The 25,650-nt window shown below is 46.9% G+C and carries 20 protein-coding genes; 16 read left to right on the top strand and 4 right to left on the bottom strand.

From position 1 onward, the window contains the following. Positions 1-6 precede the first annotated feature (6 nt). From H8R94_RS05995 to H8R94_RS05985, 3 genes are read left to right on the top strand one after another with little or no spacing between them, the layout of a single operon-like run. Positions 7-1,698: an MFS transporter gene (locus tag H8R94_RS05995; RefSeq protein WP_158572997.1), complete on the top strand. Its 1,692-nt coding sequence runs from the start codon at positions 7-9 to the stop codon at positions 1,696-1,698. Between the two features lie 3 nt (positions 1,699-1,701). Then, on the top strand, positions 1,702-4,038 hold the full coding sequence (locus H8R94_RS05990) for a glycoside hydrolase family 2 TIM barrel-domain containing protein (protein WP_186854149.1): 2,337 nt from the start codon (positions 1,702-1,704) through the stop codon (positions 4,036-4,038). A gap of 1 nt (position 4,039) precedes the next feature. Continuing rightward, entirely contained in the window at positions 4,040-6,496 is a 2,457-nt protein-coding gene (locus tag H8R94_RS05985; protein WP_186854148.1) for a beta-glucosidase, read from the top strand. Here H8R94_RS05985 and H8R94_RS05980 read toward each other — a convergent pair. Further along, complete coding sequence (locus H8R94_RS05980; protein WP_186854147.1) at positions 6,493-6,852, bottom strand: PilZ domain-containing protein; 360 nt, start codon at positions 6,850-6,852, stop codon at positions 6,493-6,495. The two genes, H8R94_RS05985 and H8R94_RS05980, sit on opposite strands and share 4 nt — an antisense overlap. Before the next feature lie 160 nt (positions 6,853-7,012). Here H8R94_RS05980 and H8R94_RS05975 point away from each other — a divergent pair, with 160 nt between their 5' ends. Then, positions 7,013-7,849 carry an exodeoxyribonuclease III gene (locus H8R94_RS05975; RefSeq protein WP_207722458.1) on the top strand — a complete coding sequence of 279 codons (837 nt, stop codon included), beginning with the start codon at positions 7,013-7,015 and terminating at the stop codon, positions 7,847-7,849. Between the two features lie 137 nt (positions 7,850-7,986). Here H8R94_RS05975 and H8R94_RS05970 read toward each other — a convergent pair whose 3' ends face one another. Further along, entirely contained in the window at positions 7,987-8,835 is an 849-nt protein-coding gene (locus tag H8R94_RS05970) for a bacteriohemerythrin (protein ID WP_186854146.1), read from the bottom strand. A gap of 182 nt (positions 8,836-9,017) precedes the next feature. Here H8R94_RS05970 and H8R94_RS05965 point away from each other — a divergent pair, with 182 nt between their 5' ends. The 5 genes from H8R94_RS05965 to H8R94_RS05945 all read left to right on the top strand — a co-directional run bounded on the left by H8R94_RS05965 (position 9,018) and on the right by H8R94_RS05945 (position 17,126). Next, complete coding sequence (locus H8R94_RS05965; protein WP_186854145.1) at positions 9,018-10,598, top strand: glucose-6-phosphate isomerase; 1,581 nt, start codon at positions 9,018-9,020, stop codon at positions 10,596-10,598. Positions 10,599-10,698: 100 nt separating this feature from the next. Further along, positions 10,699-13,041, top strand: a complete 2,343-nt coding sequence (gene feoB, locus H8R94_RS05960; protein ID WP_118280696.1) for a ferrous iron transport protein B — start codon at positions 10,699-10,701, stop codon at positions 13,039-13,041. 21 nt (positions 13,042-13,062) lie between these two features. Further along, positions 13,063-13,737: a trimeric intracellular cation channel family protein gene (locus H8R94_RS05955; protein ID WP_118280410.1), complete on the top strand. Its 675-nt coding sequence runs from the start codon at positions 13,063-13,065 to the stop codon at positions 13,735-13,737. A gap of 49 nt (positions 13,738-13,786) precedes the next feature. Further along, entirely contained in the window at positions 13,787-15,997 is a 2,211-nt protein-coding gene (locus tag H8R94_RS05950) for a SulP family inorganic anion transporter (RefSeq protein ID WP_118280409.1), read from the top strand. After that, positions 15,924-17,126, top strand: a complete 1,203-nt coding sequence (locus tag H8R94_RS05945) for a class I SAM-dependent rRNA methyltransferase (protein ID WP_118280408.1) — start codon at positions 15,924-15,926, stop codon at positions 17,124-17,126. Before H8R94_RS05950 ends, H8R94_RS05945 begins: the two co-directional genes overlap by 74 nt. A 54-nt stretch (positions 17,127-17,180) precedes the next feature. On the opposite strand, the gene H8R94_RS05940 is transcribed toward H8R94_RS05945, so the two are convergent. Continuing rightward, positions 17,181-18,500 (bottom strand): methyl-accepting chemotaxis protein, encoded by a 1,320-nt coding sequence (locus H8R94_RS05940; protein ID WP_186854144.1) that lies wholly within the window; start codon positions 18,498-18,500, stop codon positions 17,181-17,183. 122 nt (positions 18,501-18,622) lie between these two features. Here H8R94_RS05940 and H8R94_RS05935 point away from each other — a divergent pair, with 122 nt between their 5' ends. The 7 genes from H8R94_RS05935 (at position 18,623) to sdaAA (ending at position 24,300) form a co-directional block, all read left to right on the top strand. After that, entirely contained in the window at positions 18,623-19,399 is a 777-nt protein-coding gene (locus H8R94_RS05935) for an SDR family NAD(P)-dependent oxidoreductase (RefSeq protein ID WP_118535080.1), read from the top strand. 105 nt (positions 19,400-19,504) lie between these two features. Beyond that, positions 19,505-20,176, top strand: coding sequence for a YoaK family protein (locus H8R94_RS05930; protein ID WP_118280405.1), 672 nt, complete (start codon positions 19,505-19,507; stop codon positions 20,174-20,176). A gap of 110 nt (positions 20,177-20,286) precedes the next feature. Then, positions 20,287-21,813, top strand: coding sequence for a Y-family DNA polymerase (locus H8R94_RS05925; protein WP_186854143.1), 1,527 nt, complete (start codon positions 20,287-20,289; stop codon positions 21,811-21,813). Further along, complete coding sequence (locus H8R94_RS05920) at positions 21,810-22,244, top strand: hypothetical protein (RefSeq protein WP_118535083.1); 435 nt, start codon at positions 21,810-21,812, stop codon at positions 22,242-22,244. The genes H8R94_RS05925 and H8R94_RS05920 overlap by 4 nt, the downstream gene beginning before the upstream one ends. Positions 22,245-22,321: 77 nt before the next feature. After that, positions 22,322-22,762: a GatB/YqeY domain-containing protein gene (locus H8R94_RS05915; RefSeq protein WP_186854142.1), complete on the top strand. Its 441-nt coding sequence runs from the start codon at positions 22,322-22,324 to the stop codon at positions 22,760-22,762. A 10-nt stretch (positions 22,763-22,772) separates the two neighbouring features. Further along, positions 22,773-23,438, top strand: a complete 666-nt coding sequence (gene sdaAB, locus H8R94_RS05910; protein WP_118280401.1) for an L-serine ammonia-lyase, iron-sulfur-dependent subunit beta — start codon at positions 22,773-22,775, stop codon at positions 23,436-23,438. A gap of 4 nt (positions 23,439-23,442) precedes the next feature. Further along, on the top strand, positions 23,443-24,300 hold the full coding sequence (gene sdaAA / locus H8R94_RS05905; protein WP_178009565.1) for an L-serine ammonia-lyase, iron-sulfur-dependent, subunit alpha: 858 nt from the start codon (positions 23,443-23,445) through the stop codon (positions 24,298-24,300). Between the two features lie 7 nt (positions 24,301-24,307). On the opposite strand, the gene H8R94_RS05900 is transcribed toward sdaAA, so the two are convergent. Beyond that, on the bottom strand, positions 24,308-25,528 hold the full coding sequence (locus H8R94_RS05900; RefSeq protein ID WP_186854141.1) for a helix-turn-helix transcriptional regulator: 1,221 nt from the start codon (positions 25,526-25,528) through the stop codon (positions 24,308-24,310). Positions 25,529-25,650 lie beyond the last annotated feature (122 nt).

Here is a 25,650-nt window from a genome sequence, read left to right as displayed (position 1 = left end):
TTACACATGAAAAAAGAAGTTAGGTTATTAGATCATGGATTGTTTGAAAAGCCTTTTATGGATTCAAAGGCACGTACAAGAGCAGTATCGACAAAAGAGATTGCCTTTGGACATTTGATAGGACCACTGGGGTTGATCTTAATTGTTAACACGATTGCAGCACTGGTAGAAAAATTCTTCACACAGCAGACAGGTGCTATGTATGGTACGGCAAATGTGAATATGATTCGTATTATGGGTAGTCGTTATGAAGTTGTTATGACTGTGGCAAAGATCCTTGCAGTCGGTATGGGGCTCTTAAACGGATGGCTGGTTCAGCATACACATTCGAAACAGGGAAGACTGCGTCCCTGGTATCTGATTTTTGGTTTTTGTTCGATTATTATTGGTGCTCTGATTTTTCAGTTTGCAGGACCGAATGATCTGGGAGAAGCTTACTGGTATTACTTTTTCTTTTTACTGATCTGTTATCATACCGTGGGTTCCAGTTATTTCTTTGTCTTTAAAGATACGATCGTTTCGTTGACATCGCGAAATCCATCGGAGAAGATGCGCTTGAAATTTGTCCGTCAGTTATGCTGGACATTGATTTCCGGAATTTTAATTGGAATGATGGTTTCTATGGTCGTTCTTCCGATGTGGCTGGAAAATGACATTAGCGGTTATCCACTACTGATGATCATCTTATCCGTGATTGCCATACCATTGCTTTTACTGGAGTACTTCTACACCCGTGAGCGAATCACAGAGGATGTCACACAGGAATACGGAGATGAGAATAAGATTCCGTTAAAAGAACAGATGAAGGCTCTGTTTACCAACAAATATTATGTTTTGTTGACCATCATTGTAACGGTAGGAAGTATTGTTGATAATTTTAAGGGTGGTAATGTCCAGTACTTCTATATCAAGTTCTTATTGGGAGGTGCGGATAACCCGATCATGTTTACACTCTATCAGGTCGCAACCGGTATTCCGCTGGGGATAGGAGCCTTTGCTATTTATCCATTGGCAAAGAAGTTTGGGATAAAAAACGTATCCATTGTAGGATACATCTGTGTTCTGATAGGAAGTGTTGTTGGTCTACTGAACCCATCCAATATTCCGGTTGCAATTGCGGCTGGCTTCCTGCGCCAGACAGGTATGCTTCCAAATGCTTATGTGTTTGCAACACTTGTATGTTATGCCTATGACAGCGTGGAACATGATTCCGGTTATCGTCTGGAAGGCTTGCTTGGACCTGCCATTGTCCTTGCGGTCCAAACGATATTGACGGCTCCGTTCGCAGGAGGATATGAGTCCGGTATTTTAAAACTGGGATTTGTGGATGTTCAGGGCATTACACCGAACAGCGATGTACTTCAGTTTATGACTTTCGCATTTTATATGTTTGATATTGTGGCATCCATTATTTATATCGTACTTTTGCCGTTTGTTGATATTGAAAAGAAACTACCGCAGATTAACGAGGATTTGCGTGAACGCCAGAAGCAGATTGCCTTATCCAAAGGAGAAGAATGGATAGAACCGGAAGAAATTGCCAGACGGGAACGCGAAGAAGCTGATCGTATACAGGAACAGAACCGCATTCATGATTTAGAGGAGCGTTGCGCAAAGAAAGGACTGGACTTTGAGACAGAAAATCGAAAATATCTGGAGAAACAGTCAAGGAAGAAGAAAAGATTAGGAAAGAGGTAGGAAATGACATGTGATTTTAACGATGGCTGGTTGTTTCAGAAAGAAGGTCAGCCGGGGGAAAGTGTTGATCTGCCGCATGATGCTATGATAACAGAAGTACGGAATGCCTCTTGCAGAAATGGCGTCAATACAGGTTTTTTCCCGGGAGGAAAATATGTCTATACCAAATATTGGAAAGTTAATCCGGAATGGTTAGAGAAGTCCGTCCGTGTTCATTTTGAAGGGGTTTATCAGAATTGTCATGTCTTTTTAAATGAAGTGGAAGTTGGCAGCCATAAATATGGATATACGCCGTTTGACATTGATTTGACAGGTAAGTTGCAAGCGGGTGAAAATTGTCTGCGTCTTATGGTAGATAACTCTCTAGAACCCAACTGCCGTTGGTATTCGGGGGCAGGTATTTATCGCCCGGTGCAACTGATTGTGGAAGAGAAGCAGCATATTGAGCGAATTCGCGTGAAAACACTTGCAATCAATCCTGCGGTGATTTCTGTGGATGTTATAGGAGATAGTCTGGAGGCTGTGACCGTTTCCATTTGTGATAGAAGCCACATTCTATATGAGGGAGAACCTGGGAAAATTACACTACAGCAAGTACAATTATGGAGTGATGAAACGCCAAAACTATATACCTGTATTGCAAAATGTAAAACAGATGAAAAACGATTGGATTTTGGCATTCGTAAACTGGAATGGTCAGCAGAAAAAGGACTTTTGGTGAATGAAAAAGAAATACTGTTGCGAGGTGGCTGCATTCATCATGATCATGGTGTCCTGGGGGCGTGTGAATTTTGGGATGCGGAAGAACGACGTATCCGTATATTAAAGGATGCGGGATTCAATGCCATCCGCATGGCGCATCACCCTGCGTCACAGATTTTACTGTCTATTTGTGACAGACTCGGCATGTATGTTATGAACGAGACTTTTGATGGCTGGTATGTACCAAAGACATATCATGATTATGCCAGATATTTTGACGAATGTTGGAAAGACGATGTTAGAAGCATGGTGGAATCTGCGGAAAACCACCCGAGCGTGATCATGTACTCTATTGGTAATGAGGTATCGGAGACAGCGACCTCAAAAGGCATTAAAGTCTGTCGGAAGATACAGGATTATGTGCATGGATTAGATGACACGCGACCGGTAACAGCTGGTATCAATGTGCTGCTGAATGTATATGCGCATATGGGGATCGGTGTCTATCGTGACAAGGGGGAATATCAGCCAAAGCCTTTGCCACCGGGGAAAAGTTATCATGATAAAAAGTCGGGATCCGCTTTTTTTAATGCAATGGCACAAAAACTGGGTCCGCTCATGTTCTTTATGAGTAAAGGCAGACATGGGGATAAGGCGTGTGCGCCGGCGGGAGATGTATTAGATATCATAGGATTGAATTATGCGTCCTCGCGCTATGATGAAGATGCGAAAAAATACCCTGAGCGCATGATGGTTGGCAGTGAGACTATGGTGGCAGATTTACCTTATAATTGGAGTCGAGTGAAGAAATATCCGCAACTTGTCGGGGATTTCGTTTGGTCGGCATGGGATTATCTGGGAGAAGCCTGCATTGGAGATTGGACGTATCATTCCTACAAAGGTCTTCCTTTGCTGGCTGGTCAGGGGATGATTGATATTACGGGAAAAGCACTGGCATCCATGTATTACATGCAGATTGTATGGGGCTTGCGAAAGAAACCATTTATTGCTGTTAGTCCGCTGAATCATGCAGATGAGACGCCAACGAAAGGAGCCTGGCAGTTTACCAATGCGATTGATAGTTGGAGTTGGGAAGGCTATGAAGGTGTAAAAACGACGGTTGAGGTATATGCGGCGGGCGAGTCGGTTCGACTCTTTTTAAATGACAGACTGATTGGGTGTCGCAGGCTGAAAAAATTTAAGTCAAGTTTTTCCCTAGTCTACCAACCGGGAGTTTTACGGGCAGAGGCATTAGATACCAATGGAAATGTAATCGCGCAGCATTTCCTTGGAACAGCCCAAAAGGAGACGATTCTTTGGGCGGAAGCCGAGAAGAAAGAACTACGCGCCAACGGGCAGGATCTTTGCTATGTTCCAATTGAATTTACAGATAAGAAGCATTGTCTCAAGCCTTATATAGAGAAGCGTGTGGATATTGCGGTAGAGGGCTGTGTAAGTCTGGCTGGATTTGGCAGTGCCTTGTGTAAGACCAACGAGGTGTTTGACCGGAACCATCATATGGCATATCGGGGAAGATGTCTTGCTGTGCTTCGCGCAAAGAATGAGCAGGGGAAAGCCAAGGTTAGCATTTCCGCAGAGGGAGTGGAACCGGTAGTTATTAGATTGGAGGTAAAATAAAATGAAGAAATTTCAGTCGTTTGGAGTTCTTACACCAGAGGAATCAGAGCGTGAAAAAAAGCATAAGTCACTTGCCAGAAGAGCAGCGGCAGAGGGATATGTTTTGCTGAAAAATGAAGGCCTTCTGCCTTTGCAGAATAAAAATATCGCCCTATATGGAGCAGGCAGCAGGCGTACAGTGAAAGGAGGTTCCGGTAGTGGCGATGTCTACGAGCGCCATAGCGTGACCATCGAGGAAGGCTTAAAAAATGCCGGATTTACCTTCCCGACGACTCTGTGGATGGATCGTTTTGAAAAAAAGTTTCAGGAAGATATTGCGGAGTGGGAGGCGATGGTAGAAGAAAAGATAAAAGGTTTCTCACCAGTGCAATCCATGAAAATGTTTGATGTGATCCATGAATATCAGAAACCGAATCCAGCGTGTACGCCGATATTGGAAGATGAACTGAGTGACGAGACAGATACCGCTATTTATGTATTATCCAGACAGGCGGGCGAAGGCGGTGACAGACGCTATGAGAAGGGGGATTATCTTTTGTCGGATGTGGAAGAAGAAAGTCTTCGTCTTCTGTCTGCACATTATAAAAAACTTGTGCTGGTTTTAAATTGTGGCAGTGTGATAGATCTGTCCATTTTGGATCAGGTACGGATTGATGCCGTTATTTTCTATGCGCAAGGTGGTATGGAAGGTGGAAATGCCCTTGCGGATATTTTGACCGGAAAGGTAAATCCATGTGGAAAACTTACAGACACATGGGCATATCACTATGATGATTATCCATGCGCCGATACGTTTGGCTATCGCAATGGGGATGTGTCACAGGAAGATTACCGGGAAGATATTTATGTGGGATATCGTTATTTTGATGCCTTTTCTATTCATCCGCGTTTTCCGTTTGGTTTTGGTTTGTCCTATACAACTTTTTCTATGGGAAGAAAGGCTGTTCTGGTAGATGGAAGTAAGGTTACAGTAGATGTTTCTGTTAAAAATACCGGTAAATATGCCGGACGTGAGGTGGTTCAGTTATATTTGCAAAAACCACAGATGGTGCAAGGAGTAGAGGAGAAGTCACTGGCGGCATTTGCAAAGACCGGATGTCTGCAGCCGGGGGAGACAGAACTGGTTACTACAACTTTTGATGTCTGTGATCTTGCGGTTTATGATGAGAAAAAAGAAATGTTTGTCCTGCCGCAGGGCGAGTATGGAGTTCTGTTGGGAACGCATGCAGGAGCGGTCAGCCCTGTGGCGGTATTGACGCTTTCAGAAGATGTGGTTGTGGAGCAGGTGTCTGCCGTACATCCATTTGCACGTTCTTATGAACGTATGCAACCGGAACAAGGCAAGCGTGTTTACGAAGAAAGTCTTACCCGTTACGCGATGCAGGTGGATCCGAGGAGACGAAAAGAGAAGACACAGGCAAACCCTTATCAGAAGCGAGTAGAGGAACTTTTGCGAAATTTAACAATTTCCGACCGTATCAGATTGGTCACTGGCGGTGGATACAGCATGAAATGCTACAACAATGTCATGGGGGCGGCAGGAAGAACCTGCACCAAATTATTAAAAAAAGGCGTCCCTAATATTGTTATGTCAGATGGTCCGGCAGGACTGAACGTTGTGCCGTGTACTGCGATCGCAAAAGACGGCACACCGCGTTTCCCGGATGGCGTACTTGTAGATTGGCGCTGGGGATGGATAAAAAAGCACGAGGAAATGATTAAACATCTTCCGGGAAAATATCAAAAGGTATATCGTTATATGACTGCCTGGCCGAGTGAAACACTTCTTGCGCAGAGTTTTGATATTGATTTACTGGAGGAAGTGGGACAAGCCATTGGCAGGGAGATGAAGGAAATAGGTATTTCTATATGGCTTGCGCCAGGCTTGAATATTCACAGAAATCCGCTGTGTGGAAGAAACTTTGAGTATTATTCAGAGGATCCGCTGGTATCCGGAAAGATGGCGGCAGCGGTGACAAGAGGCGTGCAGTCTGTAGGAGGCGTCGGCGTTTCTGTCAAGCATTTCTGTTGCAATAATCAGGAAGATAATCGTATGGAAATGTCCTCCAATGTCACACAAAGAGCCCTGCGTGAGATTTATCTTCGGGCGTTTCGTATTGCGATTGAAGAGGGAGACCCATGGACGATCATGAGTTCTTATAATCGTGTGAATGGTCTGCATGTCTGCAATAACAAAGAACTTTTAACGGATGTCTTACGTGGAGAATGGGGATATCAGGGGCTGGTCATGAGTGACTGGACAGCGACAAATCAGTGTTCCCATGCCAAGGCAATCAATGCAGGAAATGACTTGATCATGCCGGGTGATAAATCAGTCTGGAAGGCGTTAGAACAGGCAAAAAAAGAAGGACTCCTGCAAGAGGATGCCTTACAACAATCCTGTGAAAGAGTCCTGACCTTAATCTTGAGGAGTGAAACCTGTAAAGATTTTCGCTAGGTCGGCGCATTTGCATTTTCAGCAACGATCTGATAAACACTGATCTTAAACTGCTGTTCCGGTGTAATGCCGACAAAGCAGCAGCCGTATTGAATAGAGTCATCGATACATTCGGCACGGATGACTTCAATAATGGTTTGGATACTTTCTTTGTTTTCAAGTGTTATATTGGCATCATAGTAGGTGCCGAGTTTGAATTGGTAGTCGGATTTGAAAGCCATGCCCGTTGTGGAAATATCTACGACATTGACATCAACGGCAGTTGGCTGATCCGCACTGCTATTTTGATTTACGGATTTTAATTGTATGGTGACATCAATATTGATTCTTTTGGATCTTCTTCTTTCGCTTTCCATAGATAGATAACCTCCCTGTATAACGATATCAGAACAATTTTCTCTATCATACCATAAAAAGCAGAAAAAATGCAGAGATTAAGCGGATACTTTTCGGTTGATTCGTGTGGCTTGACGTGATAGAGTAGTCATAAAAGATTGAGGACGAGAGGAAGATGGCATGATAAAGTTTATTTCATGGAATATTGATTCTTTAAACGCGGCACTGACATCAACATCGGCAAGAGCAGAACTTTCCAGAGCCGTATTAGACACCATAAAAGGGGAAAATGCAGACATTATTGCCATACAGGAGACAAAACTGCCTGCAACCGGAATGACAGACAAGCATAAGGAAGCATTGGCTTTCTATTTCCCGGACTATCAGGTGGAGTGGGTCAGCTCCGTACCGCCAGCCAGAAAGGGCTACGCGGGTACCATGGTTTTATACAAAAAGTCCCTGCAGGCACAGATGAGTGCACCGGCGATCGGCGCACCGGATACCATGGATGCGGAGGGAAGACTCCTTTGTCTGGAATTTGAGGATTTTTACTTTGTAAATGTTTATACACCGAATGCGGGAGACGGCTTGAAACGCCTTGCAGACAGGCAAAAATGGGATGCCTGTTATGCAGATTATCTGAGTGGGCTGGATCAAAAGAAACCAGTCATTGCCTGTGGTGATTTTAACGTGGCACATGAGGAGATCGACTTGGCGAACCCGGACGGCAACCATATGTCTGCGGGCTTTACAGATGAGGAGCGAGAGGGCTTTTCCCATCTGCTTGCCAAAGGTTTTGTTGATTCTTTCCGTTATCTGCATGGCAATGTGGAAAAGGTCTATTCCTGGTGGGCGCAGAGGGTCAAGACCAGCAAGATCAACAACTCCGGATGGAGAATTGATTATTTTCTGGTCAGTGACAGGATCAAGGATGGAATCCTAAGATCCGAAATGCTGGATTCAGGCGCCAGACAGGATCATACCCCACTGGTACTGGAGATGGAAGAAAGTAAGTGATAAGCATATATAGGGTAGGGAGGTGCAAAAAACAGCTCAGGCAGCGAAGATTACCGCTTTAGGCAAGAAAACAAACCGCCCGGTGTCCTAAAAGACGCCAGACGGTCTGTTTTATATTTGAAAGATCCTATCTGCAATTAAACGTCCGTTGCAGATAAGTGCTGTGTTCTTATATAGTCACCGATCTTTTTGTCGGAACCAAGGATGTGATTGGATAACCATGCCAGAAGAAAATCGATCAGATTGATCAGATATTCCTGCTGGTTGTCGTCCATGGCATCCAGTTCGGACAGATCGATCTCTACCAGACGCTCTACAAAAGCAGAATGGGCGCGCTTTTGTGCCTCAAACCCCGGATAGGAGATCTGCTCCATCAGGGCTTCCTCATCACTGAAATGAAACTCGGTGTATTGCCTTAATTCGGCAAGCAGGCGCATGATCTCATCGTACTTGTCATGAAGCAATTCTTCGTGGATCAGATCGTTGACTTCACGGATGATGGCAAACAACTGCTTGTGTTCGTTGTCGACCAGTTCGATACCGGTCTTGTACTTGTCTGTAAAGGCAAAAGGATCTTCGGTCGGCTCCGGTTTTTGACACATTTTGCCGATCATGATATCACTGCTTAAGATATGATGATAGAGCCAGCGTACCAGATAGGTCAGCAGATCATTTAAGGATGTGCGGGCGGCTTCCGGTGAGGATGTATCCAGTACAAAGGTATTCATCTTTTCTGTAAAAGCCGTATGTTCCTTACGCTGTAAGGGCAGTTCCGGGTCGTTGATGCTCTCCATGTAGGCTTCCTCATGGGCAAAATGTGTGGCAGCGTATTCCTTTAAACGAGGCAGAAGGCTGTCGGCGATGGTTGTGACATCCTCGGTGTGCGCTGCGAGATCGATCGCCTCGTTGATCATTTGGAACAATCTGCGGTGTTCGTTATCAATTTCTTCTATATGTATCATGCAATCTTCTGTAAATTCGTACATAAGAAACCTCCTTCCATAGATACCACAATCATAGCACAGAAACTTGGGGAATCAAAGGAAACTATCGAAAATATACGAAAAAATTCCATTTTATCGTTGGGTCTGTGCCTTGAACTGAGAGACATTTAATAGTATAATTTTTTCGATTGTTAGAGTAGATGCATGAGTGAGGAGGAAATTTTATGACACAGTGGAAAAACTTAGATACCCTTGCTTCTTTTGGTGAGTTGGCAAAGGTTCAAAAAGTAAATTTAGTAGAGGCTATGTCCGGACAGAACGGAGCAGATCGTGTAAAGAAATACAGCGTTCCGATGGCAGAAGGTCTTACATATAACTACGCAGCAAAACAGGTTGACGATCAGGTGATCGACGCACTGGAAAAACTGGCAGCAGAGGCAGAACTTTCTGACAAATTTGCAGAATTATACAATGGTGCCGTGATCAATACCGGGGAGAACCGTCTGGTTCTGCATCATTTGACCAGAGGTCAGTTGGGAGATACTGTTACCGCAGACGGCGTGGACAAGAGAGCCTTTTATGTAGAGCAGCAGCAGCGTATCGCTGATTTTGCCAACAAGGTACACAGTGGCGAGATCACCAATGCCGCAGGCGAGAAATTTACGACAGTAGTCCAGATCGGTATCGGTGGTAGTGACTTGGGCCCGCGTGCTATGTATCTGGCACTGGAGAACTGGGCAAAGAAGAACAATACCTTCAAGATGGAAGCCAAGTTCATCAGCAATGTAGACCCGGATGATGCAGCAGCCGTACTGGCATCTGTTGATGTAGCACATTCGATTTTTGTTCTCGTGTCAAAATCAGGCACGACTTTAGAGACACTGACAAATGAGTCATTCGTCAAGGATGCATTGGCAAAGGCAGGACTCGACGCATCCCGTCATATGATCGCCGTTACCAGTGAGACATCACCGCTTGCCAAGAGTGATGATTATCTGGCAGCCTTCTTTATGGACGATTACATCGGTGGACGTTATTCTTCTACCTCTGCCGTAGGCGGAGCCGTACTTTCACTGGCATTCGGACCGGAAGTTTTTGCAGCATTCTTAGACGGTGCAGCAGCAGAGGACAAACTTTCAGCCAATGCTAATGTCAGAGAAAACCCTGCTATGTTAGATGCCTTGATCGGGGTTTATGAGAGAAATATCTTGGGCTATCCCGCAACCGCAGTCCTTCCGTATTCACAGGCGCTCAGCCGTTTCCCTGCACACTTGCAGCAGGCAGATATGGAGTCCAACGGTAAGTCAGTCAATCGTTTTGGAGAGCCGGTAGATTATGTGACCGGACCGGTACTCTTTGGTGAACCGGGAACCAATGGCCAGCATTCTTTCTATCAGTTGCTCCATCAGGGAACCGATATCGTGCCATTGCAGTTCATCGGCTTTAAGAATAGCCAGATCGGTACAGATGTTGTGATTCAGGACAGCACAAGCCAGCAGAAACTTTGTGCCAATGTCGCAGCACAGATTGTTGCATTTGCATGTGGTAAAGCAGATGACAACCGTAACAAGAATTTTGAGGGCGGTCGTCCATCCAGCATCATCATTGGAGATCAGTTGAACCCACAGGCACTTGGCGCTTTGCTTGCACACTTTGAAAACAAGATCATGTTCCAGGGATTCCTTTGGAATGTCAACAGTTTCGACCAGGAAGGAGTACAACTTGGCAAAGTTCTGGCAAAACGTGTTCTGGCTCATGAGACAGACGGCGCATTAAAAGAATTTAGTGATCTTTTGAACATTTAATTTTACAGAAAAATGTGATAGTATAAGGCGACGAGGTTTCGTTGCAAGAAAAGGGCATCCTCGAAATGAGGGTGCCTTTTTAGACGAAGAGGATGAAATGATGACATTAAAAGAACTAGAGATAGGACAGAGTGCAATCATTACGCGTGTGGGCGGAGAGGGTGCTCTGCGGCAACATTTTTTGGATATGGGAGTCATCCCGGGAGCAGAGATTACTTTGATCAAATATGCACCGATGGGAGATCCTATGGAATTTCAGGTGCATGGCTACGAATTGACCTTGCGTTTGGATGACGCAGCGCAGATTGATGTGGAACTGATTGCTGCAAGAGCACGCAGCCACGAAGGAACAAGTGATATCAATAAATCTGTTCATCCGGGTCTTGGTGAGGAAGGCAAGTATCATAGCAAGGGCGATGGGGATCCATTACCGGATAGCGAAGACCTGACCTTTGCTTTGGTGGGAAACCAGAATTGTGGCAAGACGACACTGTTCAATCAGTTGACAGGTTCCAACCAGCATATCGGAAATTTTCCGGGGGTAACCGTAGATCGTAAAGATGGTCCGATTCGAGGACAGGCGCATACGAAAGTAACAGATCTGCCGGGAATTTATTCTATGTCTCCTTATAGCAGTGAGGAAATTGTTTCGCGTAACTTTGTATTAGAGGAACATCCAAAGGCAATCATCAATATTGTGGACGCGACAAATATCGAGAGAAATCTTTATCTTACGATGCAGTTGCTGGAGATGGACATACCGACTGTTGTGGCGCTTAACATGATGGACGAGATGACGGGAAATGGCGGTTCTATTGATGTAAATCACATGGAAGAAATGCTTGGAGTTCCAGTGGTTCCAATCTCGGCAGCAAAAAATGAGGGGGTGGATGAACTGGTGCGCCATGCCATGCACATCGCGAAATATCAGGAGAAGCCGGGAAGACAGGATTTTTGTGATGAAAATGATTTTGGTGGGTCTGTACATCGCTGCATTCATGCCATCTGTCATTTGATCGATGATCATGCGAAAGCGGCAGAGATCCCGGTGCGTTTTGCAGCAGCAAAGATTATCGAGGGCGATGCTCTGATCATGGAACGCCTGAAATTGGATGACAATGAAAAAGAAGCGATTGAGCACTTGATCCTTCAGATGGAAAAAGAGCGTGGTATCGACCGGAGCGCTGCTATTGCCGATATGCGATTTACCTTTATCGAAAAGGTATGCGAGCAGACGGTAGTTAAGCCAAAAGAAAGCAAAGAGCGTATCCGAAGCCAGAAGATTGACCGCATACTGACCGGAAAATACACGGCAATTCCTTGCTTCTTTGGCATTATGCTTCTGGTATTTTATCTGACTTTTAATGTGATCGGTGCATGGCTGCAAAATTTGCTGGAACTTGGCATATCACAATTATCCGATGCGACAGAACAACTGATGATCGCGGCAGATGTTAATGAAGTATTGCGAGGGCTGGTCATCGATGGCATTTTTACCGGTGTGGGAAGTGTCTTGAGTTTCCTGCCGATCATTGTAACCCTCTTCTTCTTCCTTTCTTTGATGGAGGACAGTGGCTACATTGCCAGAGTTGCCTTTGTCATGGATAAACTGCTTCGGAAAATCGGTCTGTCAGGCAGAAGTATCGTCCCAATGCTGCTCGGATTTGGATGTACGGTTCCGGCACTTATGTCAACAAGAACACTTCCGAGTGAGAGGGATCGTAAGATGACCATTTTGTTGACACCATTTATGAGTTGCTCTGCAAAACTGCCGATTTATTCTTTCCTGATCAGTGCCTTTTTCCCGGGACATGGAGCCTTGATCATGATGGGATTATATATACTTGGAATTGCTGTTGGCATTCTTGTGGCACTTGGTTACCGCAAGACGCTGTTTAAAGGAGAGGCAGTGCCATTTGTCATGGAACTGCCGAATTATCGTCTTCCGGGAGCAAAAAATGTGTTGCAACTCTTATGGGAAAAAGCCAAGGATTTTATCCAGAAGGCTTTTACTGTAATCTTCATGGCAACCATCTGTATATGGTTCCTTCGCAGTTTCAGCCCGCACTTTAGCCTTGTACAAGATTCAAAGGACAGTATACTTGCCATGATCGCAAGCGTGTTAGTGCCAATCTTTAAACCACTTGGTCTGGGAGATTGGAGGATCTGTGTTTCCCTGATCAGCGGATTTATGGCAAAAGAAAGCGTGGTATCTACACTGGAAGTGCTTTTTGGCGGTGCGATGCAGCAGTTTATGACACCACTTGCAGCTATGTGTCTGCTTGTATTTAGTTTATTATACACACCGTGTGTTGCTGCAATTGCATCTATTCGTCGGGAATTAGGACGCAAGTGGGCATGGGGCGTTGTTATCTGGCAATGCGTGATTGCCTGGCTCGTTGCCTATGCGGTAAATCTAATCGGCGGATTTATATTAGGATAAAAGAACAGGGAGAATGACGATATGAATATAGATCTTTTGATTGAGATCATGAACCTGATCGGGGATGTGGCATTTGCCGTGTCCGGGGCAATGACCGCGATCGAGAAGCGGATGGATATTTTTGGCGTCTGTGTCCTTAGCATTGTAACGACTGTAGGCGGGGGCATGACCAGGGATGTTTTGCTTGGCATTCTGCCACCAATCGCTTTGCAAGATCCACTGGATATCGGTGTGGCGACGGTTGTTGCCTGCATTGTCTTTATCTGGGCGGCACGAAAGAAGCATCTGGATCAGAGCCAGAGCCCTATCACGGCAAATATGCTCAATATTTCCGATGCGATAGGGCTTGGTATTTTTACGGTCATTGGTATCAATGTGGCGCAGAGTCATCTGGAAGATGCACATGCTTTTATCCTGATCGTTGTTGGTGTGATCACCGGTGTCGGTGGAGGTGCCCTGCGAGATGTGCTGAGCGGTTCCATTCCTTATATTTTTAAAAAGCATGTCTATGCCATGGCATCTGCCGTAGGCGCGATCGCCTATGTGGTCATGGATGATCTGGTGGGCGTAGCATGGGCGACTATTCTCTGTGCGATCTTAGTGATTGCGATCCGGCTTCTGGCAGCCTATTATCGGTGGAACCTGCCGCGGATCCATGAGATCGAGGAGGAAATCGGAAGCAACACAGAACCGTGATCTTTGGAAGGGGAGAAGATAGGACATAAAGTGAGAGGTGATATGGCGGATGAAGATACAGTTGGCACAGACACTGAGAGATTATGACAAGAAAAACTTGCCCAAGGATATGTTTGCGGGGCTGATCATTATGGCAGTTTCTATCCCGATATCCATGGGATATGCGCAGATTGCGGGCTTGCCCGCAGTTTACGGCTTGTATGGATCGGTATTCCCTATTCTTCTGTTTGCCCTCTTTTCCACATCGCCCCAGTTCATTTTTGGCGTGGATGCGGCTCCGGCGGCATTGGTCGGATCGGCGTTGCTTGGTATGGGGATAGAAAGTGGATCGGCAGAGGCGATGTCTGTCGTTCCGGTACTTACCTTCTGGGTAGCGGTATGGCTCTTAGTATTCTCTCTGCTTGGAGCCGGCAAATTGGTCAATTACATCTCAGCACCGGTCATGGGTGGTTTTATCACGGGTATCTGTACCACGATCATTCTGATGCAGGCACCGAAACTCTTGGGAGGAAGTGCAGGGACAGGTGAGTTGCCGGAATTGCTCTTGCATTTATGGGAAAGCCTGCCGGGATTGAATGTGCCGTCTCTGCTCTTGGGACTTCTGGCACTGTGTATCCTTTTGCTATCCAAGAAGATCATGCCAAAGTTTCCTATGGCAGTGGTCTTGATGGCGCTTGGCGTTTTGCTGTCTAAGTATCTGCCTTTGCAGACCTGGGGGATCGCCACTTTATCAGCGGTAGAGCCGGGGATGCCAGAATGGAGCCTGCCGGATCTTTCCGCAGTGCCTTTTGTGGATGCCATGACCATCAGTTTATCGGTTGCTGTCGTTATCATGGCAGAGACCCTTTTGGCAGAAAATTCTTTTGCCGGAAAGAACGGTTACCGGATTGATGACAACCGGGAGATCTTTGCCTTTTTTATGGGTAATTCTGTGGCGGCTCTGACCGGCTGTTGTCCGATGAACGGATCGGTTTCCAGAACTGCCATGGGAGAACAATATCAGGCTAAGACCCAGTTGACAGGGATTGTCGCAGGGCTATCCATGATCGTTCTTCTGCTGTGCGGAACCGGTTTTATCGGTTATCTGCCGGTGCCTATCTTGACGGCAATCGTGATCTCTGCCCTGCTTGGCGCGACGGAGTTTGATCTGGCGGCAAGACTGTGGGAGGTCAGTCGGACGGAGTTCTTTATTTTTGTCGGTGCTTTTGTCGGCGTTTTGCTGCTGGGTACGATCAACGGCGTTTTGATCGGTATGATCCTTTCTTTTTCTGAAATGATCATCCGTACCTCCAAACCGGCAAGGTGCTTTCTGGGTATCCAGCCGGGGCACAAACATTTCCGGGATCTGACGGAGAGCGACCAGATCCATGCTGTTTCCGGTGTCTTGATCTACCGCTTTAGCAGTAATCTCTTTTTTGCCAATATCGCGGTCTTGGAGCAGGACATTACAGACCATATCACGCCGGAGACAAGGGCAGTGATCTTGGATGCCAGCGGTGTCGGCAGCCTTGATATTACCGCGGCAGACCGACTGGGAATTTTGTACCATAAATTAAAGGAAGAAAATATCCGTTTTTACATGACAGAGCACATTGCCGGTGTCAATGACCAGTTGCGCAAATTGGGACTGGGCTACATGATCGAGGAAGGAGCCGTCCGGCGCACCATCCATATTGCCCTAAAGGATATGGGCTATCAACGTCCTTATCCCTTGGAAGGCGGCGTGGATAATGAGGAGCGCAGTGCTTCGCGCAAGCGGGCAGACAACCGTGTGCAGGAATTTGTCTGGGCGTTTGGCAAGGAGAGCGAAGAACAGATCGAAAAACAGATTGCTCTACAGATTGAACAGTTGAAGCAGACAGGCGATGTCGAGGAACTTTTGCATGGCAGGTGGAGTCATATGGAAGCCTTGGATGAGGATGAGTGGTTGGAACATCTGGAGGAACATCTAAAGGAGATCGTTAATATTTCCGGTAAAGATGAGGAAACTTTAGCAGCCCGTCTGGAAACTCACAGACAGGAAGTGCATGACCGCATTGCCCTAGAGCATCCGGAACTGGCGGAACGTTTTAAGGAGCGCAGACATTTGCTGGACGATCATCTGAAAGAAAGACGACCGGAAGTATATGAAGTGGTCGTTCGGATGCGCCAGAAGAAAGAACAGGAAAAAGAGATAGGAGAAAAGTATGGCAGAAGCAGTAGTAACACTGAAAAAAGGGGAAGGAAGAAGCCTGAAGGCGGGCGGACTCTGGATCTATGATAATGAGATCGACACCATCATGGGAACTTTTACCAATGGTGATATTGTACTGGTACATGACTTTGACGGATATATCATGGGACGTGGTTATATCAACCAGAATTCCAAGATCCGCATCCGCATGATGACAAGAGAACCGGATCAGTTGATTGATGAAGATTTTCTGCGGCGGCGTGTGGAAAATGCATGGCAGTACCGCAAGGATACGGTGGATACTTCCTCCTGTCGTCTGATCTTTGGCGAGGCAGACTTTTTGCCGGGATTGGTCGTGGATAAATATGAGGATGTCCTGGTGGTCGAGTCGCTGGCGCTGGGGATCGACCGCATGAAAGAGACTATCGTCGGGCTTTTGAAGGAGACACTGGCAAAAGACGGAATCATGATCCGCGGTGTCTATGAACGAAGCGATGCCAAGGTGCGGCTCAAAGAAGGGCTTCCGCGTGTCAAGGGCTTTATCGGGGAGCCTTTTGCCACCAATGTGGAAATTGTGGAAAATGGTGTACACTACATGGTGGACCTTGTGGACGGACAAAAGACGGGCTTCTTTTTGGATCAGAAGTACAACCGTCTTGCTATGCAGCGCATCTGTCAGGGCAAGACCGTCTTAGACTGCTTTACCCATATGGGAACTTTTGCCCTGAATGCCGGGATAGCCGGAGCCAAGGAAGTCACAGGGCTGGATATTTCCGAGTTTGCCATAGAACAGGCAAGAGCCAATGCAGTTCTCAATCATCTGGAAGATCGTGTAAAGTTTCGCTGTGCCAATGTCCTGGATGAATTGCCGCGTCTGGCAAATGAGGGGGCAAAGTATGATGTGGTGATCTTGGATCCGCCTGCCTTTACCAAGTCAAGAGAGGCGACAAAGAATGCCATCAAGGGCTATCGTGAGATCAACATGAAAGGCATGAAACTGGTCAAAAATGGCGGTTATCTGGCAACTTGTTCCTGCTCCCACTTTATGACACAGGAACTTCTGGCAAAGACCATCAAGGAGGCAGCCAAGGCAACCCACAAGCGTCTGCGGCAGGTGGAATTTCGCACCCAGAGCCCGGATCATCCGATCCTGTGGGCGGCAGATGAATCTTATTATCTGAAGTTCTTCATCTTCCAAGTTGTAGATGAGAGATAGACATAAAAAGAGTAGGCAATCAAATGCCTACTCTTTTATGGTTCTAAAATAAATTTACTGCTGACCTCTGACACTCTTGATGAGGTTGACGCCTTCTTCCTTTCCCTTGCTGATCTGTGTAGCAAAGGATACCAGTTCGTCGGATACCTTGATGATGCGGTCCGTCTCGCGCTCATTGGCAAGAGCGATATTGTGAAAGTGTTCCATATTCTTGCCGGTAATCTCGGCATTGTTGGCATTTTCCTCTGCGGAGGATGCCAGATTGTTTACAGTGTTTTCGATACGGTTCTTGTGATCGCCTAACTCAGTGATCTCGGTATCAATATCAGAGATAGACTGGGTTACCAGATTGATCTCCTCGTTCAACTGACCAAAGATATCCTTTGTCTCGTTGATCTTTTCGTTTTGCTTTGCAAAGGAATCGGTAACTTTCTCGGTAATCTCTACACTGACATTGGCATTGCTCAAAAGTTCATTGACAATCGTATTGATCTGCTCGGTAGAAGACTTGGATTGATCGGCAAGCGCGCGGATCTCGTCAGCAACAACGGCAAAGCCCTTGCCTGCATCGCCCGCTCTGGCAGCCTCGATACTGGCATTCAGCGCCAAAAGGTTGGTCTGTGCGGAAATATCTGCGATCAGTTCTGTAGCGGTACGAATCTGCTGGGTGGACTGGTTGGTAAGTTCTGTCTGCTGGCGCACCTGCTCAATGGCCTGACCGCTTTCCTCACTGTTGAGGATCAGTTCGCGGATGATGGTCTCTGCGGCTTCGTTGCAGGAACGAACCTTGTCAGCAGAAGCATTGAGGGCAGCGACATTGGCTACGATCTTGTCGATCGCATCGCCGATCGCGTTGATCTTGTCCTGCATATCCAGTGTGCTGTCTGCCTGTGCGCCGGTATTGTCAATGATGGATGTGATGGCTGACTCGGTATCGGTCATGGCATCGGACATCTCACCGGAGATCTGTTTGAAACTCTCGGAAACAGCGGCAAGTTCTTGTGTTGCACTGGAGATCTGTGTTACCATAGTAGCAAGACCAAGGGTATTGCTCTGGATGGTACGGACAGCCTCGCCGAGTGCATCGTCGCGCTGTGCAAATTTTTTAAATTTCTCTTTTTGCTTTTCGGATTCTGCCGGTGCTTCCTTACCATGGATAGCGGCTAAGAAAGGGTGCAGGAGCGAAAGGATAAAAGAGGTCAGCAGTCCGAAGATAGCGGCGATGACGATGATCTGTATGATCATGGCAACCAGTGTATTCAGGAAACCATGAGATAAGAGTTCAAATAAAATAATCTCAAAGGCAAGCATCAGTACTAAAAAGCCTATGAGGGGTTTGAGTAGTTTGGCTATAAGATTTTTTTTGTTGTCCATAGGGAATACTCCTTCATATATAAATATCCATTATTTTAGTTCCTATTATTATAGCGTGAAAAATGTCATTTTTCAACGGAATTGTGATAATAGACAGATGTGGAAAAGAAAGGTGGCTAGGTATGAAAAAAAAGCAGAAAACAGTGTGGATCACGGGTGCAAGTTCCGGTATTGGACTGGCATTTGCCAAAGCATATGCGAAAAAGGGATATCGCCTGATCTTAACAGCAAGAAGACAGGGGCGTCTGGAAAAATTAGCAGAAAATTTAGGGGTTCCCTGTCGGATTGAGACGGCAGATCTTTTCAAAGAGAAAGAGTGCTATCGTGTCTGTGAAATTTTAAAAGAGGAGACCATAGATATTTTTATCAATAATGCCGGATTTGGAAACTGCGGCGATTTTGCAAGGACAGATCTTTCCAAGGATATGGATATGATCCGTGTCAATGTCGAGGCTATGCATATCTTATGTAAGGAAGTCCTGCGCCAGATGCAGGTCAAGGGCAAGGGAACCATCCTCAATGTGGCATCGTCTGCCGGACTTTTGCCGGGGGGCCCTTATATGGCAACCTATTATGCGACCAAGGCATATGTTGTCAGTCTGACAAAAAGTATTGCAGAGGAACAGCGGGAGAAAAAAAGCGGTGTTTATGTCTGCGCGCTCTGTCCGGGACCTGTCGATACAGAGTTTAATGCGCGGGCGAATGTTGTTTTTGCCCTGCCCGGTATCACGGCAGACCAGTGTGTAGCGGAAGCCCTGCGGGGGATGCGCCTGCGCCGTACCATCATCGTGCCGACCTTTATGATACGCATAGGTGCAGTCTTGCAGCGTCTGGTGCCTGATTTTATCATGCTGCCACTGGTGGCAAGCCGACAGAAGTCAAAAATACGCATTCGTTGAGATGGACATCGATGTGGCATTGCAAAAAAAGAAAAAAGGGGTACAATTCTTAGCGAGAAGTATTGTAGAGGGCATATATTTATTTAAAATAGAAGAGGCAGGATGATGGAAGAAAAAAAGAAACAAAAGATGCAGACGTCGGAGACCTTTCTTTTGAGTGCGATCTTAGCGGTGTCGGGAGGCTTTCAGGATGCTTATACCTACAATGTGCGCGGGGAGGTCTTTTCCAATGCACAAACCGGAAACGTGGTACTCATGAGCCAGCACTTTTTGATGGGAGATTGGTATAAGGCACTGCATTATCTATTCCCGATCGTGGCATTTGCCTTTGGTGTGCTGGTGGCAGAGCAGATCGGGCATAAATACAAATATGCCAAACACATCCACTGGCGTCAGATCATTGTTGTGATCGAAATGACCCTGCTTTTTGTTGTGGGATTTATCCCGGCAAAATATAATATGGCGGCGAATATGATCGTTTCCTTTGCCTGCTCCATGCAGGTGCAGACCTTCCGTAAGGTGCACGGATACGGCTATGCCAGCACCATGTGTATTGGTAATCTGCGCAGTGGAACCGAGAGTCTGTCTGTCTATCTGCGTGACCACCAGAAGGGAGCCTTGAAAAAGGCGGCGCATTATTATGGAATCATCCTGATCTTTGCGCTGGGCGCAGGATTGGGCGGTATCTGCTCCCTGCATTGGGGCATGAAAGCCATCTGGGTATCCAGTGCGCTTTTGCTTGGTACCTTCCTTATGATGGTAAAGGAACGTCGATAAAGATATTGAACATATGTTCGAAATGTGTTATCATACATAAAACAAAGAAATTAGGGCATTTGCTATAACAAGTGCCTTTTTTCGTATCAAATTATAAAGGGGGGATAGGCTTGGCTGAGGATAGAATCTATATTGCGATCGATCTGAAATCCTTCTTTGCATCGGTGGAGTGCAGGGAGCGGGATCTGGATCCTTTGAATACCAATCTGGTCGTGGCAGATGCTGCCCGCACGGAAAAGACCATCTGCCTGGCGGTCACACCCTCACTCAAGTCCTATGGTATTCCCGGCAGAGCCCGCCTTTTTGAAGTCGTACAGCGTGTGCGGCAGGAAAATCAAAAGCGGGCAGCGGCAGCACCGGGGCACCGCTTGGAGGGCACTTCCTATTCACATGACGATCTGCAAAAGGATCCATCCCTTGCGATTGATTATCTGATCGCCCCGCCACGGATGGCACTCTACATGGAATACAGCACCCGGATCTACCATATCTATCTGCAATATGTCGCCCCGGAGGATATTCATGTCTACTCCATTGATGAGGTCATGATGGATGTGACTGCCTATCTGCGCACTTATGGCATGAGTGCCAGAGATCTGGCACGCAAGATGATACAGGATGTCTTGGAGGAGACCGGCATTACGGCGACCGCCGGGATCGGCACCAATCTCTATCTCTGCAAGATCGCTATGGATATTGTGGCAAAGCATGTGGAGGCAGATGCGGACGGTGTGCGCATGGCGGAATTGGATGAGATGTCTTACCGCAGGCTTTTATGGGATCACAGACCCCTGACAGACTTCTGGCGGGTCGGCGCGGGTTATGCGCGCAAACTGGAGGCGAGCGGCATCTACACCATGGGGGATGTGGCACGCTGTTCCATCGGGCGGGAGGATAACTTTTATAATGAAGACCTCTTGTACCGGATGTTCGGTATCAATGCGGAACTTCTGATCGACCATGCCTGGGGCTATGAACCCTGCACGATGGACATGATCAAGTCCTACCGTCCGACCACCAACAGCCTTTGTTCGGGACAGGTTCTGCAGTGTCCTTATGATTTTACCAAGACCCGTCTGGTCGTACAGGAAATGATCGATCTGCAGGTCTTGGATCTGGTAGATAAGGGACTGGTGACAGATCAGGTCGTCCTCACGATCGGCTATGATATCGAAAACCTGACAGATCCCAAGCGGCGCAAGGCATATCGCGGAGAGGTCACCATTGACCGCTATGGCAGATTTGTGCCCAAACACGCACACGGTACTGCCAATCTGGGCAGGCACACATCCTCGACCCGGCTGGTGACAGAAAAGGTTTTAGCACTTTATGACCGCATTGTGGATCCGGCACTCCTGGTACGCCGGATCAATCTCTCGGTCAATCATCTGATACCGGAGGCGGATGCCCGGGAAGATCAGACCTACGAGCAGTTGGATCTCTTTACCGATTACCGGCAGAAGGAAGCCGAAGATCAGCAGGAAAAAAAGGATCTGGAACGTGAGAAAAATATCCAGCATGCCATGATCGATATTAAGAAAAAATATGGCAAAAACGCCATCTTAAAAGGCATGAATCTGCGAGAGGGCGCGACGGCAAAAGACCGCAACCGCCAGATCGGAGGGCATAGGGCATGATGCAGAGAAAAAGTAAGGACTACAGTGATATCATAAATCTGCCACATCCGGTATCAAAGAAGCATCCGCAGATGTCTTTATATGATCGGGCGGCACAGTTTTCGCCTTTTTCTGCCCTGACCGGACATGAGGCGGCGATTGCGGAGACCGGGCGTTTGACAGAGGAGAGAACTGAACTTGACGAGGATGCTAAGGAACGTCTGGATGAGAAATTGCAATATCTTTTGTCCCGTTTACAGGTGTGTGGATCTGAGGGACTGCCCATCCGTGTGACCTATTTTGTACCGGATGAGAAGAAAGAGGGTGGCGCTTATCAGGAATATACCGGCAGTCTCAAACGTCTGGATGCCTACGCGCGTGCTCTGATCTTTAGCGATGCTACAGAGATTTCTTTAGACGCCGTCTATGATATTGCCGAAGATACAAAATAAGCATTTGCATGCAGACAGGCTGTGCTATAATAGGTAGCAGTAATGTTTTTATAAAAGCAGGAAAGAAGGAATACAGCATGAGTAAAATGAAAGAATTACAGGACGCGATGATCGCAGCAATGAAAGCAAAGGATAAGTTTCGTAAGGATGCGATCTCTGTTTTGGTATCCGCTGCAAAAAAGAGCGGTATTGATGCAGGATGCCGTGAGGATATCCCGGATGACATGGTAAATACAGCCATCTTAAAAGAGTTAAAGTCTTGCAAGGAACAGATCGACACCTGCCCGGAGAGCAGAGAAGACCTCTTGGAAGAATATAAGAAGCGCTATGAGATCATGAGTGAATTTGCACCAAAGCAGATGGATGCAGAGGAGATCAAGGCATACTTGCAGGAGAAGTTTGCAGACGTGATCGCCACAGGCAACAAGGGACAGATCATGAAGGCGGTCATGGCTGACTTAAGAGGCAAGGCAGATGGCAAGATCATAAATGGCATTGTCGCAGAATTGATGAAGTAGAGGATTGCGTATGAACATCTTTGAGGTGGTGGGACCGGTCATGGTAGGACCGTCAAGTTCTCATACAGCGGGAGCCGTCAAGATCGGCTATATTTCCGGGCGCTTGCTGGGGGAGCCTTTGGTGCGGGCAGAGATCAACCTGCATGGCTCCTTTCTTGCGACCGGGGACGGACATGGTACGAAAAAAGCGCTGGTGGCAGGACTTTTAGGTATGCAGACAGACGATATCCGCATCCCACAGGCACTGGAGATCGCTGAGGAGCGGGGAATTGTCGTCAGTTTTGGACAGGCCATCCTGCGTGAGGCACATCCCAATACCGCGCAGTTGATCTTACATGGCAGATCCGGGCAACGTCTGGAGATCATCGGACAGTCGCTGGGCGGCAGCCGGATCAATATTGCACAGTTGGATGGCATTGAGACCAACTTTTCGGGAGAGTCACCGACGCTTGTGGTCTATAATGAGGATCGTCCGGGGCATGTATCCGAAGTGACGACCATGCTTTCTAACCAGAATATCAATATCGCATCCATGCGCCTGTATCGCTCCAGCCGTGGCGGCGAGGCTGTCATGGTGGTTGAGTGTGATCAGGAAGTGCCAGAGAGCGGCATTGACTGGCTGCGTGGATTTGACGGTATCCGTAAGGTAACCTATCTTGGAATGACGGGAGAATAGATAGATGTATCATTCGATAGCAGATATTATCAGACAAAGTGAAGAGAAATCATGCCCTTTCTGGCAGATCGTCCTGCAGGCGGATATGGAGGAGAGAGGTGTTTCCTATGAGACATCTTTTGCGACCATGCGCCATATGTATCAGGCGATGAAAGATGCGGATGCGGGCTATGATCCGACTATACATTCCGCATCCGGTATGGCTGGCGGTGCAGGGGAGAAACTGCATGTCTACAATGCCAAGGGTGCCAATCTCTGTGGAGGGCTTGTAGGACAGGTCATGGAAAAAGCCATCAAGATGGGCGAGTCCAATGCCTGCATGCATCGTATCGTTGCAGCGCCTACGGCGGGCTCTTGCGGTGTGATCCCGGCAGTTTTTCTGGTGGTAGAGGAGAGGCTTTCTCTGCCTGAGGAGAAAATGGTTGAGGCTATGTTTGTCTCTGCCGGTATCGGTGCTGTCATTGCAGAGAATGCCTCACTTGCCGGAGCATCCGGCGGTTGTCAGGCGGAGATCGGTTCTGCCAGTGCCATGGCGGCAGGCGGACTAGCTTATTTACAGGGAGGTTCTGCCGAGCAGATTGCAGATGCAGCAGCCTTTGCCCTCAAGAATATGTTAGGACTTGCTTGTGATCCGGTCGGGGGACTGGTAGAAGTTCCCTGCATCAAGCGCAACGTGGCAGGCGCAGTGAATGCATTGACTTCAGCCCAACTGGCGATGGCAGGGATCACGTCTGCCATTCCGGTAGATGAGGTCATTGATGCCATGCGCAGGATTGGCAATGAGATGCCGTCTGCGATCAAGGAGACCAGTCTGGGCGGACTTGCCACTTCTCCTACGGCAGTCAGACTGACAGAAAAGTAATGCCGGACTATTTGTCCAGCATTTTCTTGTATTCACGCGGGCTGACGCCGACGTGCTTTTTAAAGAGTTTAGAAAAATAACCGAAATCAGGAATACCGACCGCCTCAGCGACCTCAGCGACGCTCATGTTGGTCGTATTAAAGTAGCGCAGGGAGGATTGGATGCGCTGTTTGCCGATATAAGAAGTCAGCGTCTCGCCGACTTCTTTTTTAAATGCATTTGACAGATAGGAAGGATTTTTGTCAAATTCCTCTGCCAGTACAGAAAGGCTCAAGTCGGTAGCTAAATGTTGGTCGATATAGTTGACGACATTGCGAATCAGATAGGAGTATTTTTCATAGGTGTAGTTTTTGGCAAGCAGGGCATATTTTCTGGTCATCTCAAAAGGCAGATGTGTCAGAGCGCGTTGGGAGTTGAGTTCTGCAATCTTGAGGTCAAAGTTCTGCATTTGGTTAAAGACGTAGTAAGGATGAACTGCGGTCTCCAAAAGCCTTGCCGCGAGAAAGGTATTCATTGCAAATAATTCATGTCTTATCTGTGGCAGAGGACTGGACTGAAAAGGAGCCGCATAGTCTAACAGGGATTTCATATGATCGAGAGCCTGCGACTGATTTCCACTGGTTACAGCCTTGCTGCATGCCTCGATACGCTTGTGCATTTCCTCAATATAATCAGAAGAAAACTTATGAAAGCGTTCTTCGCTGGGATTGAGGGCGTGCTTTTCTGATTTGTAATTGACATATTCTACACGGTGATCCGCGAAGGCAGGAAAAAAGAACGTTATCAGATGCTCTATGGTCAAGATCAGATCGTTCAACTCTACGACCGGCAGGGACAGATAAAAGTGGGACATGGTCGAGGTATGCTGGGGAGCAATGCCGTTTTCTTTCATGATGCGGTTGATATTTGCCTGGTTGATCGGTTCCGTCCGAAATGGCATGATACCGATCAGATCCGGTTCTTCATCTGCGGTCAGGGAAATGATCATATTGTAAAAGCCCAGCGTGCTTTCCAAGACAACGATACGATAGGGAGAGTCCTCTGCTATAGAGAAGATGGGCGAATTGGTAGAGTATTCACCCCAGACCATGCGCCTAAGTCCCATATCCATTTTTTCAAAATCGTGGTAGGGCGCATGCATGAAAAAGGAATCGACCTTAAAACTGTCCGCTAGTGTCTGCTTAAATAATGGGAAAAAATCATCCGTACTGATATTCTCAAATGCCATAAGTGCTCCTTTCGTATATGTTTTTTCTATGTTTGACATATTTTGTTTCTATATATTTCCAGGTATCTGTAATTTTTTTGTCAAGAATACAATTCATGTAAAAATTTTACCAAAATAGCAAA

It is taken from the genome of Roseburia lenta (genome assembly GCF_014287435.1).
GTDB classification, from domain to species: Bacteria; Bacillota; Clostridia; order Lachnospirales; family Lachnospiraceae; genus Pararoseburia; species Pararoseburia lenta.
This window is presented reverse-complemented; position numbering and strand designations above follow the sequence as displayed.